9 protein-coding genes and 1 pseudogene are annotated in these 12,525 nt (G+C 38.7%); 5 read left to right on the forward strand and 5 right to left on the reverse strand.

Annotation, left to right across the window (positions count from 1 at the left end; translation table 11 throughout):
• Positions 1 to 1,056 (reverse strand): annotated as a pseudogene (locus tag ASL19_RS03135) (hypothetical protein); the annotation flags it as partial.
• A 417-nt stretch (positions 1,057 to 1,473) separates the two neighbouring features.
• Between ASL19_RS03135 and ASL19_RS03140 the strand changes: the two are divergent.
• Complete coding sequence (locus ASL19_RS03140; protein WP_057177253.1) at positions 1,474 to 1,866, forward strand: metal-sensitive transcriptional regulator; 393 nt, start codon at positions 1,474 to 1,476, stop codon at positions 1,864 to 1,866.
• On the opposite strand, the gene ASL19_RS03145 is transcribed toward ASL19_RS03140, so the two are convergent.
• Positions 1,863 to 2,861, reverse strand: a complete 999-nt coding sequence (locus tag ASL19_RS03145; protein ID WP_057177254.1) for a DMT family transporter — start codon at positions 2,859 to 2,861, stop codon at positions 1,863 to 1,865. The genes ASL19_RS03140 and ASL19_RS03145 overlap by 4 nt on opposite strands.
• Positions 2,862 to 2,972: 111 nt before the next feature.
• On the opposite strand from ASL19_RS03145, the gene ASL19_RS03150 reads away from it, so the two are divergent.
• Both ASL19_RS03150 and ASL19_RS03155 read left to right on the forward strand, forming a co-directional pair.
• Positions 2,973 to 4,085, forward strand: a complete 1,113-nt coding sequence (locus ASL19_RS03150) for an ABC transporter ATP-binding protein (protein ID WP_057177255.1) — start codon at positions 2,973 to 2,975, stop codon at positions 4,083 to 4,085.
• Positions 4,086 to 4,201: 116 nt separating this feature from the next.
• Positions 4,202 to 6,883, forward strand: coding sequence for a trans-splicing intein-formed DNA polymerase III subunit alpha N-terminal partner DnaE-N (locus ASL19_RS03155; protein WP_057177256.1), 2,682 nt, complete (start codon positions 4,202 to 4,204; stop codon positions 6,881 to 6,883).
• Here the strand turns inward: ASL19_RS03155 and ASL19_RS03160 are convergent.
• Entirely contained in the window at positions 6,861 to 8,024 is a 1,164-nt protein-coding gene (locus tag ASL19_RS03160; RefSeq protein WP_082604644.1) for a helix-turn-helix domain-containing protein, read from the reverse strand. The genes ASL19_RS03155 and ASL19_RS03160 overlap by 23 nt on opposite strands.
• 664 nt (positions 8,025 to 8,688) lie before the next feature.
• Here ASL19_RS03160 and ASL19_RS03165 point away from each other — a divergent pair.
• Positions 8,689 to 9,693, forward strand: a complete 1,005-nt coding sequence (locus tag ASL19_RS03165) for a saccharopine dehydrogenase-like oxidoreductase (protein WP_040008332.1) — start codon at positions 8,689 to 8,691, stop codon at positions 9,691 to 9,693.
• 28 nt (positions 9,694 to 9,721) lie between these two features.
• Here ASL19_RS03165 and ASL19_RS03170 read toward each other — a convergent pair whose 3' ends face one another.
• On the reverse strand, positions 9,722 to 10,981 hold the full coding sequence (locus ASL19_RS03170) for a type II secretion system F family protein (RefSeq protein ID WP_057177258.1): 1,260 nt from the start codon (positions 10,979 to 10,981) through the stop codon (positions 9,722 to 9,724).
• A 42-nt stretch (positions 10,982 to 11,023) separates the two neighbouring features.
• A complete protein-coding gene (locus ASL19_RS03175; protein ID WP_057177260.1) occupies positions 11,024 to 12,100 on the reverse strand; it encodes a type IV pilus twitching motility protein PilT in 1,077 nt (358 codons plus the stop codon).
• Between the two features lie 61 nt (positions 12,101 to 12,161).
• Here ASL19_RS03175 and ASL19_RS16515 point away from each other — a divergent pair.
• A partial coding sequence (locus ASL19_RS16515) for a transposase family protein (protein ID WP_161808566.1) occupies positions 12,162 to 12,525 on the forward strand: 364 nt, incomplete at its 3' end.

The raw sequence follows: 12,525 nt of genomic DNA on the forward strand, positions 1-12,525 counted from the left end.
CTGGGTGACACCGGATGTCAGAGTGCCGCTTACACTACTGCTGTTCCCTCCAATACCAGAGTCACCCCAGGTAACAACAGAGCCATCGCTTTTTAGCGCCGCAAATGCACCACTATTACGATACTCATGCCGTGTCCTAAAGTATTCACTCTTTGCAATATTACCTTTAACCACAGTCCCCGGCACCACGTCATTATCCAAAATAGTGCCAGTCACTGAATCGCTTCTATACCCAACGACTAGTTCCACAGTTTTATTCCCGTCACTAACCACATCTGAACTGGGATCTAAACTCAGAATAACCATACTGGAACCTGCTGCAAACGTCACACTACCAGTAGTAGTGTCAAAACTGGTGGCTCCCCGTTGCACGTAGTCGTCGTTTATGGTGGCATTTCTGATGCTCATATCACTCTCGTAGTCGTAGTTCCATAGTGGAAGTTCGAAGTTGACAGTTAGCGAATTAGTTATATCCCCAGTGCGACTAAATACATAAAATAGGTTTTGGGATCCATCTTCTGTAACTGTGGTGGGTGAAGTGAGGGATAAACTCACTGTGGTGTGGTTATACTCTACCTCTAGCTTTTGACCATTTACCTCTAGCCAACCTTTATCATCCTCATTTCTTAATTCTGCTAATACATTGGCAGATAACACGTTACCTTGCACCAACGCTGCAAATATTGCCCCCTCATCCCCAGGGCTATCTACTTGATTAATCTGAGCATCTACATAATGCCCTATTTCCTCTATAATTACTTTATTAATGGCTTCTACATTACAAACCAGGTTACTAGATAAATAAATTGTATTTTCCTTCCGGGAATAAGCTCCCTTTCCACCACTTAGAACGGCGCTATCAACTATTTGTATGGGTGGTAAATCACTAAAGTCCCCTTTCTCCCACTTTCCTCTTAGTAACTCAGCGATGGTGCGATTATAGCTTGTTCCAAAGGAGCTATCTATGGACCGCCAAAACTTATCTGACAGAGAGAATGTCTGTAAGCTATCAGTTATGATGTTAAAAGCTATATTGCTGATCATTTTAGCGTCCATAAACTATTGATTGCCTGTCTTAGGAGCATACTACTGCCAATTTTCCCAACCGTGTCTAAAATGCAACTAGTACAAGGCGTACCAATAGGGTTTCAGCAATAGACACCCCTGTACCTTCGTTAGCGATCGCCAGATAAAATTCAAAAACTAAGTGACAAAACTTTTGGCGTGGGAGATTTAAGGAAAACTAACAGTAACACTAGAAATAGTAGCACCAATGAGGAAAATGTTTCGGGTAGATTTCGTGAAAATGTCATATTTTCCTGACATATTATATTGGACCTGAAGTCCTTGAAAACATTAACAAATCTTGGTTAAATTGGGTTATTATCGGAGGATCAGAAACTCGTTCAGTTTCAGTCTAGTTACTAACGTTTTAGGTAATATTAATACTAATACTCAAACACAAATAATCTTATGAACCCGTCAAATACTTTAGCTGATGATTTTCCCCAGGATATACATACTCACCATCATAACCATGACCATCAACAACATCCAGGTCACAATTCGGGGTTAGTGGGAACAGTTCATCCTCATGTTCATACGGAAGAATCACTAAGACGAATTGTCAACCGAATATCCCGCATAGAGGGACACATTCGCGGTATTAAAACCATGGTGCAACAAAACAGCCCCTGTCCGGAGGTATTATTACAAATAGCTGCGGTTCGAGGTGCATTAGATAAAGTTGCTCGCATCGTCCTGGATGAACATTTAACCGAATGTATTAGCCGAGCTGCCCAAAATGGTAACATTGATGCGGAAATGGAGCAACTAAAAGCTGCTTTAGACCGCTTCTTTCATTAGCCATTAATGGTCTCCACTTTCCGGTCTTCCTGTCCTGGTAGATTTTCTCTTTGATTAATTAAATAGATGCTAATCAGTGTGATCATAACTCCTATCCATTGGATCCCAGTCAAAACCTCTCCCAGTAAAATATGACCAAATATTAATGCAAATACCGGGGTGAGAAAGGTTAAAGAACTTAAACTTGTTAGGTTGCCAGTGGAGGCAAAGTAAAAGAATAAACCGTATGCGATCGCACTGCCTAATACGGTAGCATAAGTTAATGCCACCCAATCAGCGGGTAGTATATTTTGCCATTGGTCAACTTCTAGGAAAGAAGAAATTCCCCAAAGTGGTATTCCTCCCAAAATCATGTGCCATCCGGTAGCTATTACAGGGTCAGTATATTTACTAACAAAACGAATTAATATTGTTCCCAGTGCCATGGATAAAGCTGCCAGTAACATTAACCATTCGCCACTAGCAAATAAGGGTAATGAATTATCAAACAAATTATTGTTGGTACTATTGGTCACCACACCTGAGTGAATAAAATGCCAGATCCACTCCTGGGGTAACCCAATTAAACTGATACCAATCACTCCTAATGCCAGTCCTAACCATCCCCATAGACCAATACGTTCTTGAAACAACCACCATGATAATAGAGCAACAGCTAAAGGTTGGGAATCAATCATTACAGAACCCAAACCCGCAGTGGTTCTAGCTAACCCCTCCGCCAGAAAACCTTGGAATAGGGTGCCATCAACCACGGCAAATAATCCAATCCATAACCATGCTAACCATCCTTTAGGTTGATGTCTACCCATAAATGCACCGACTATTAAAATAAGCACTCCTGCTGGCACTAAACGCACACCTGCCATAAATAGAGGTGTGGTATGGGGAATTACTCCTTTCATAGCTACCATTGCCGTACCCCAAAGGAAAAATGGGGCAATTAATAATAAAGAAGAAGCTAGTATAGATCTGGATTCTCTTATTTGGAATTGCATTAAATTAATTAGATATTAAAATTTGAGATTTGGATGTTGGTGGTCAATTTTGCCATCCATCGGTTAGGTACATATAATATCATAGAAAATATAAAGTGAGGAAATGAAGGCATGGCTAAAGTTGTTTTGGATGATGTCAAACGGAAATTTGACAAAGTTACAGCAATTGAGAATATTTCCTTTGAAGTTCCAGATGGTGAGTTCTGGGTGTTGGTTGGTCCTTCAGGATGTGGCAAATCCACCATTCTGAGAACTATTGCAGGCCTAGAAACCATAACTTCAGGTAGTTTATATATAGGCGATCGCCTGGTTAATAATATACCAGCTAGATCCCGGGATGTGGCGATGGTGTTTCAAAATTACGCCCTTTATCCTCATAAAACCGTTGCTGAGAATATAGCTTTCGGTCTGGAAATGCGCCAGGTTGACCGCAAAACTATTCAATCTAGGATCATGTCCGTTGCTAAGGCCCTCTCCTTAGAACATCTTCTAGACAGAAAACCAAAGCAATTATCCGGGGGTCAACAACAAAGAGTAGCATTAGGCAGGGCGATCGCCCGTCAACCTCAAGTATTTTTACTGGATGAACCCTTGTCTAATCTGGATACGCAGTTACGGGATGATACGAAAACCGAGTTAAAACAATTACATCAAAAATTGAAGATTACCACCATTTATGTTACCCATGACCAGGTGGAAGCAATGACCTTAGCGGACAAAATTGTAGTCTTAAATCGGGGCAAAATTCAACAAATTGGGGATCCTCAGAGCATATATGGCCTACCCGCAAATCAGATGGTAGCGACTTTTTTGGGTAATCCACCCATGAACATTATACCTGCTACAGTGAAAGAGGATATGTTTGATGTGGGTGGACAGTTATTAGCTATTCCCAATCAGATTGCAGTTGTTAGCGCAGTTTATCCTGGACAAAATTATCACTTAGGTATTCGTCCAGAGCATATTCGTATAATTTGTCAAGAAACTGATTCCCAGAATATACTGAAAGAACCAGGAGAACTATGGGTAGAAGTGAAGGTTGTAGAACCTTTAGGAAAGGAAATATTGATTCGTGTGGAGTTACCTAGTTGTCCCGGGTTGATTAACATGCAGGTAGAGAGAGATAGACATTTACACCCCGGAGAAAAATTAAAAATATGTTTGGATTTAAACAATCTGTTTGTCTTTGAAACTAGTGATGGCGTGCGCATCTTCCCCCTATAGTTGAGTTTTTTTAGTTTTTTACCGGGTGGCAATAATTGTAAAAAAGGCTATAATAGAAACCTAAATAATTAACTTTAACCAAGTTAAACTAACTTCAACTAATATAAATTTATTTTATGTCCTTTGTACCTTTACACCTTCATAGTGACTACAGTTTACTAGACGGCGCTAGTCAAATACCAGAGTTAGTAGAGCAAGCGATCGCCCTAGGGATGAACAGTTTAGCATTGACAGACCATGGCGTAATGTATGGAGCGATAGAGCTAATTAAAATCTGTCGTAGCAAACCAGGATTCAAGCCAATAATAGGTAACGAGATGTATATCATCAACGGAGACATTGAAAAACAAGAACGTCGTGCGAGATACCATCAAGTTGTGTTGGCAAAAAACACCAAAGGTTATAAAAACCTAGTCAAACTAACCACCATTTCTCATCTAAAAGGAACCCAGGGAAAAGGAATTTTTTCTCGTCCTTGTATTAATAAAGACTTGCTCAAAGAACATAAAGAAGGTCTAATAGTAACGAGCGCTTGTTTAGCAGGAGAAATTCCCCAAGCAGTACTGGGAGGGAAATTAGAGAAAGCAAGAAAAGTTGCCACCTGGTATAAAGAAGTATTTGGAGAAGACTTTTATTTAGAAATTCAAGATCATGGCTCTCAGGAAGATAGAATTGTCAATGTAGAACTTGTAAAAATTGCCCGAGAACTAGACATTAAATTTATTGCCACCAATGATTCCCATTACATATCCTGTTTTGACGTAGAAGCCCATGATGCCCTACTTTGTATTCAAACTGGTAAACTAATTGCAGATGATAAGCGAATGCGGTATAGCGGTACTGAGTACCTAAAATCCACTCAAGAAATGCAGTTACTATTTCGAGATCACCTGACAGATGATGTAATTGCTGAAGCCATTGCTACCACAACAGAAGTAGCAGAGAAAGTGGAAGTCTATAATATTATGGACGAACCCAAAATTCCTGCACCACCCATTCCCACAGGACACACACCGGATACTTATACAGAAGAAGTAGCTTGGCAAGGACTATTAAAAAGATTAAATCGTAAATCTCGTAATGAGGTGGATACTGTATACAAAGAAAGACTAGAATATGAACTAAAAATGATTGAGCAAATGGGTTTTTCCAGCTACTTTTTAGTGGTTTGGGACTACATTAAATTTGCCCGAGATCATAACATTCCTGTAGGTCCAGGTCGAGGGTCAGCAGCTGGTTCATTGGTGGCTTATGCTATGGGAATTACCAATATTGATCCCGTACATCACGGACTACTATTTGAGCGGTTTTTGAACCCAGAGCGCAAATCTATGCCTGATATTGATACAGACTTTTGTATTGAAAAACGGGATCAAGTCATTAGTTATGTAACAGAAAAATATGGTGTGGATAAGGTTGCCCAAATCATTACTTTTAACCGCTTAACATCAAAAGCAGTCCTGAAAGATGTAGCCAGGGTATTAGATATCCCCTATGGTGAAGCAGACAAAATGGCCAAGATGATTCCTGTAGTCAGGGGAAAACCCACAAAACTTAAGGTAATGATTTCTGATGAAACTCCAGAACCAGAATTCAAGGCCAAATATGATAAGGAACAGCATGTTCGTCGTTGGATAGATATGGCTATGCGCATTGAGGGAACTAACAAAACCTTCGGTGTTCATGCAGCAGGAGTGGTAATTTCCTCCGAGCCATTAGATGAAATTGTGCCATTGCAGAAGAACAATGATGGTTCGGTTATTACTCAATATTTTATGGAGGATTTGGAGTCTCTGGGCTTGTTGAAAATGGACTTTTTGGGTCTGAGAAATCTGACCCTAATTCAAAAAACTATAGATTTAATTGAACAAAACCGAGGTTATACAATAGATCCAGATGATATTACCCGTCAAGAAAGAAAAGCTCAAAAGATCCTAGCTAAAGGTGAATATAGCACCTTACCTAAAGATGTAGCTCAAGCCTATTCTCTGCTGGAATCAGGAGATTTAGAGGGTGTATTTCAATTAGAATCTTCGGGAATGAAACAAATTGTTCGAGATCTAAAACCCTCCAATATTGAAGATATCTCTTCAATTTTAGCTCTATATAGACCCGGTCCCCTAGATGCTGGGTTAATACCTAAGTTTATTAATCGTAAACATGGTCGGGAACCTATTGATTACGAATCCCAGATTTTACAACCCATACTAAATGAAACCTACGGAATTATGGTCTATCAAGAGCAGATTATGAAAATTGCTCAAGATATGGCTGGCTACTCTCTCGGACAAGCAGATCTGCTACGTCGTGCTATGGGGAAAAAGAAGGTAGCAGAAATGCAAAAACAGCAGGAAAAATTTATTGATGGAGCAACAAAAAACGGGGTCAAAAAACAAGTTGCTGAACAATTATTTGCGGATATGTTAAAATTCGCTGAGTATTGTTTGAGTTATGAAACGGAAGTTTTAACCCTGGAGTATGGATTTGTGCCCATTGGAGAAATTGTGAACAAGCAGATGGTTTGTACAGTATTTAGTCTGAACGAGAGTGGTAACGTCTACACCCAACCTATCGGTCAATGGCATGATAGAGGGGTGCAGGATTTATACGAATACTGTTTAGACGACGGTTCAACAATCAGAGCAACTAAGGATCACAAATTTATGACCACCCAAGGAGAAATGGTACCGATTGACGAAATATTTCATCAAGGTTGGGAACTAGTTCAGGTTTCTGGAATAAGTAAGTTGGTGCAGCAAAGAACGCTACCTTTCATCATTGTGGACCGCAAATTATAATATGCTTATTAGTATCGTATTTTATTTTACCCTGTTTCTGTAGTCTATTGAGTAAGCGAGTAATAGTTACTCTTGTAGAATTACAAGCAGTGGCAATATCCTCGTGAGTCAGGTAAAAAAGTAACCTTGTTCCTTCTACTACTGGTTCGCCAAATTCTAATTTTAACATTTCTAATAAACTGCTTAATCTATCTTCCACATTATAATGACTAATAATAAATAAAAAAGACTCTGCTTGTTGTAATCGCTGTTTAATTTTTGGTGACAGCATTTGATTCAGATTAGGAATAGCTCGCATTTCCGATACATAAATTAGGACTAGCTCAACATCAGAAATAGCTGTAGCTTCGTAAAGCGGTAGATTGGTCATAGTGGAACCAAAAATCATTCCGGAGGTTGCCAAACCTATCATAATTTCTGTACCCGTTTGACTTAATGTACTGATTTTCACCAAACCCTGTAGGACGTATCCAAAGTATGTATTACTTAAGGGAATATTATCCCTTTTAGAATATTTATGCACTTGGCGATCTTGTAATATTTCTTGGTGCATATCAATTGCTGTCATTTCCACAGTTCTTGATGTAGATGATTTTTGAATTAGCCAGTATAAATTCCTTTGATTGCTATGTAAATTGAAGCAAGATCTAACTATTAAACAGGCATCAAAAGAACTAACATAACGCGGTTTCAAAACTAAAAACAATTGTCTAACTTGATCGGATTTAGATAATTCAATAAGTTCACGACAAAAATACTGTTGGCATTCCTGAACAATAAAACTAATTAGGGGTTTACCAACTAGAAATTTTTGACTAATATTCAATAATCTTCCTGCTTCTTGGTTAGCATCTTCAATTATTCCCTGGAGGTTAGTGTGTAAATAACCTACTGGTAAATACTCAAATAATTCCTGATAGTGTTGACGTTCTATTTCTACTAAATTACGAGTTTGTACAAATTCTTCATTTTGTTGATGAAGTTCATCTATAGCTCCAAGCAACATTTTCAATGTGGTATGCAGCTCTTTAAAGACTTGTGGTAATAAATCAGAAGGGATCCATGGCAAGGCTATAGTAGTTTGATATAAATTTAATAAATGTTGCCGCATAACTCCCGTTCGCTGAAATAATCCTTCCATATTCACTTAATCACTCCTGTTTTGTTGCAATATATCTGCCGTAAATTCATTATTTTGCCTTTAAGTAGGGAGGCACAATTATTTGTAGGATGGGTCAAGTAACGAGACCCGTGGGGGTGTTGCAACCTACGTTCATCTTATATTTAATTCCACCCACCCATTTACAAAGAGTGCAAACTCTTTATCAAGTTTACTTACATAACTTGACAAGGTGAGTTAACAAAAATTGACTTATTTGAAGGTTTGTATTTTTTACGTTTTTATGTTTGATGTTTTTTGTTGTAACCGCCGTTGCATATACTTATTTTGTAATTCAAGCCACTCATCTATACAGTAATTTGACCAGCAAAAGCAGTATTCATTCCAGCAGAAGTCGCACAGACTGGAATTTCTGATTTGTCCATTACTGGTATGAATTGTCAAAGGGTTTTTAGGACAGGGGTGATAATTGCTCATGGATCTTCAACATGGTAGATATGTACTAATTAGCTGTCTGTAGAATCACTCATCTTAGAGATTTGGTGATTGTTGACACTTTACGATAACTTACTAGGCAGAGTTACAACAATTAAAGAGACATCTCCGGAGAAATTCCCAAAAAATATTTATGAATAACCGATAAAATGAAGCATAATTAACCATGACCCAAGATACAAAAACCACGATGAATACAGGAATTACTAGTCAACCTCTTCGCATTGGAGTATTGGGCTTTGGCGGACTTGGACAAGCAGCAGCTAAAGTTCTGTCTGGGAAACGGGAAATGCTTCTAGTAGCAGTTGCAGATCAAAAAGGCTACGCCTACTCAACAGTTGGTTTAAACACAAGTTTCGCCATTACTACTTATCAAGAACAGGGATCAGTTGGTTACTTGAATTCCCATGGTAATTTAAGTAGTCATAGCATTAAGGATTTAATTGCTAATGCTCCAGGGGTGGATGCCTATTTTCTGGCTTTACCTAACCTTCCTAATGATTTTATCCCCAAAGTGACCCAACAATTTATCACTGCTGGTTGGCAAGGTGTGTTGGTGGATGCTATTAAACGCACCAGTGCAGTAGAGCAGCTTCTTGCCATGAAAAAAGAACTGGAGATGGCGCAAATTACCTATATGACCGGTTGTGGAGCAACTCCTGGACTTTTAACTGCTGCTGCTGCTTTAGCAGCTCAAAGCTATGCTGAAATTCATAAGGTAGAAATTACTTTTGGTGTAGGTATTGCTAATTGGGAAGCTTACCGCGCTACTATTAGGGAAGATATCGCGCACATACCTGGTTATAACGTAGAAATTGCCAGAGGAATGACCGACGAGGAAGTAGAAGCACTACTAGACAAAACTAATGGAGTGCTAACCCTAGAAAATATGGAACATGCTGATGATGTAATGCTAGAAATTGCTGGTATATGTCCACGGGATAGGGTGACAGTGGGTGGTGTGGTTGATACTCGTAACCCGAAAAAGCCCCTTAGTACTAATGTCAAAATTACTGGACGCACTTTTGAGGGCAGAATTTCTACTCATACCTTTACATTAGGGGATGAGACTAGTATGGCGGCTAATGTATGTGGACCTGCTTTTGGTTACTTGAAAGCAGGGTATCAATTCCACAAAAAAGGTATTTACGGTTTGTTTACCGCAGCAGAAGTTATGCCTCAGTTTGTTCGCTAGAAAGTGGGGAGATGGGTAAATGTACTGGCTATCCTATGTTTTCAAACATTCTAAACATTGGCAAGTACATAGCCAGCAAAATTGTCGCTACCATCCCTCCCAAGAGTACAATCATGATTGGTTCCAATATACTGAGAATTGATTTGATAGTTTGCTCCACTTCATGTTCATAAAAATCCGCAATTTTCATTAGCATTTCATCTAGTTCCCCGGTTTCTTCCCCAATTATCATCATTTGAATTGCCATTTGTGGAAACACCCCGCTTTTATTCAGAGATTGACTGAGCATACCCCCTTTTTCTAGGTCTTTCCTAGCATAATCAATAGCATTAGCAATGACCTGATTTCCCGATGTGTTTTTGACTATTGCTAAACTAGTGATCATGGGTACTCCAGAACGAATCAAGGAGGCAAAGGTTCTGCTGAATTTAGCCACAAAAGACTTTTGCATTAATTTTCCCAGTAGGGGAATTTTTAAAAATAGCCAATCAATCTTTAGTTTGCCCCCATTGGTTTTATAATATTGTTGAATAGCAAGTAATCCCATAATTATTAGTGTAATTATTACCAGAAAACCCCAGCTATTTAAAGTTTGACTAAAACTGATTAAAATTTTTGTGATTATTGGTAATTCTACTCCCATGTTTTTAAAAACATTGGCGAAAATGGGGATGATAAAAATTGTCATTGCCAAAGCAATAGCTATGGCGAAACAACCTACAAATATAGGATAGGAGAGAGCAGATTTAATTTGATTTTGTAGTTTAGCCAGGTCTTCTAATAATTTAGCCAATCGATGTAAAACATCATCAAGCACTCCTCCTGCTTCTCCAGCTTGCACCATACTAATATATAAAGCATCGAAACAATCGGGGTGCTTTTTCATGGAATCGGAAAGATTTATTCCTGTTTTAATATCCGTAGATATTTGATTTAGGGCTTTTTTCAATTTGGGGTTAGGACACTGTAGAGAAATAATATCCAAAGATTTTATGATTGTCACCCCTGAATTAACTAAGGTGGCAAATTGCCGGGAAAAAATCGCCTTATCTTGGACTGTTACCCTCACTAAGTAATGGGAAAAATAGTCCTGGAACTTTTGCCAATATAAATGTGAGTTTAATCTAGGAGATTTTTTGATGGATGATTTTGAGTATTTATTGAGAGCTTTCACCATTAGTCCCTGACAGCGGAGTTTATTTTGTGCTTCAGTTAGGGAATTAGCCATTAATTTCTGGGTTTTGGTTTTACCTTGAGAGTTTTGAACAACAGCAATGTAAATATCCATAGTTTTCTAGGTAGGAGATTTTTAGTAATTACAAAATACCGATTACAAAATACCAATTAACCGTTGCACTTCATCCGGTCTAGATGTCTTAGAAAGTGCTAGTTCTTGAGAAATAAGACCAGCTTTAAATAGCTCATATAGGGCTTTTTCTAAGGTTTGCATTCCCAATTTACTTCCTGTTTGAATAAAGGAATATATCTGGGCTATTTTTCCTTCCCTTATTAAGTTAGCAATTGCTGGAGTAACTATCATAATTTCCTGTGCCATTACCTGACTAGATCCACCTGGTCTAACGGTTTTTCTAGGGACTAGGATTTGACTGAAAACTGCCAATAGGGAGTTAGATAATTGTACTCTAATTTGCATTTGTCGTTCTGCAGGAAAAACATCAATGATTCTATCAATCGTCTGTGCTGCTGAATTAGTATGTAATGTGGCTAAGACCAAATGACCTGTTTCCGCAGCGGAAATAGCTAAAGAAATCGTTTCTAGGTCCCGCATTTCACCCACGAGAATAATATCTGGATCTTCTCGTAAAGCTGCTTTTAAAGCATTGGCAAAACTCCGTGTATCTTCACCTAATTGCCGTTGGTGGATTAAACTTTTAATTGGCTCATGCACAAATTCTATTGGGTCTTCTATGGTTAGAATATGTTCAGCTCGATTTTGGTTGATTAAATCAATCATTGCAGCTAGGGTAGTGGTTTTACCAGAACCGGTGGGACCTGTAACAAGAACTAGTCCTCTGGGTTTTTCTGCTATTTCTCGAACAATATTGGGCAAACCTAACTCTTGAAAATTGGGAATTTTATAACTTAAAACTCGTAAACAAGCTGCATAATTGCCCCTTTCTTTATAGACGTTAACTCGAAAACGTGCTAGAGCTTTTATTTCATAAGAACAATCTAACTCCCAGGTTTTTTCTAACCTGTGACGCTGGTCATTATTCAACATACTAAAAATCAGTCTTTCACATTCATTTGGTGTTAATATCTCATTACCTATAGGAGTCAGTTTTCCACCAATGCGAAAATAGGGTCTTAAACTTGCAGATAGATGCAGGTCTGAACCACCCATATCTACTAAATTTTGCAGCAGTTCTTGAATTGTGTATTCCATATAATATAGAGTTGTTGGAAAATAAGGGATAATAATCAAGCAGACAAGTAGGGTGACATTAATGTTGAACTTAGACCGCATCCTGAATCAAGAGCGACTGCTACGAGCAATGACTGGACTTAACCGCCAAGCATTCAACGAGCTGTTATCTCAGTTTGCTGATACCTATGAACGCACCGTGTTCAACTCCTTAGCAAACCGCAAACGTGCGCCCGGGGGCGGACGCAAGCCTACACTCAGAAGTATAGAGGAAAAACTATTTTATATCCTGCTGTACTGCAAATGTTATCCGACGTTTGACTTGCTGAGTGTATTGTTCAACTTTGACCGCTCCTGTGCTCATGATTGGGTACATCGACTACTGTCTGTGCTAGAAACCACTTTAGGAGAAAAGCAAGTTTTGCCAGCACGCAAACTCAGGAGCA

The sequence above is a fragment of the Cylindrospermopsis sp. CR12 genome, assembly GCF_001432185.1.
Classification (GTDB): domain Bacteria; phylum Cyanobacteriota; class Cyanobacteriia; order Cyanobacteriales; family Nostocaceae; genus Raphidiopsis; species Raphidiopsis raciborskii.

Excerpts from the sequence above, each read along its gene's own strand:
- ASL19_RS03160 (WP_082604644.1), bottom strand. The coding sequence starts at position 8,024 with ATGGAAGGATTATTTCAGCGAACGGGAGTTATGCGGCAACATTTATTA.
- ASL19_RS03150 (WP_057177255.1), top strand. The coding sequence starts at position 2,973 with ATGGCTAAAGTTGTTTTGGATGATGTCAAACGGAAATTTGACAAAGTT.
- ASL19_RS03170 (WP_057177258.1), bottom strand. The coding sequence starts at position 10,981 with ATGGATATTTACATTGCTGTTGTTCAAAACTCTCAAGGTAAAACCAAA.
- ASL19_RS03175 (WP_057177260.1), bottom strand. The coding sequence starts at position 12,100 with ATGGAATACACAATTCAAGAACTGCTGCAAAATTTAGTAGATATGGGT.
- ASL19_RS03145 (WP_057177254.1), bottom strand. The coding sequence starts at position 2,861 with ATGCAATTCCAAATAAGAGAATCCAGATCTATACTAGCTTCTTCTTTA.
- ASL19_RS03155 (WP_057177256.1), top strand. The coding sequence starts at position 4,202 with ATGTCCTTTGTACCTTTACACCTTCATAGTGACTACAGTTTACTAGAC.
- ASL19_RS03140 (WP_057177253.1), top strand. The coding sequence starts at position 1,474 with ATGAACCCGTCAAATACTTTAGCTGATGATTTTCCCCAGGATATACAT.
- ASL19_RS03165 (WP_040008332.1), top strand. The coding sequence starts at position 8,689 with ATGAATACAGGAATTACTAGTCAACCTCTTCGCATTGGAGTATTGGGC.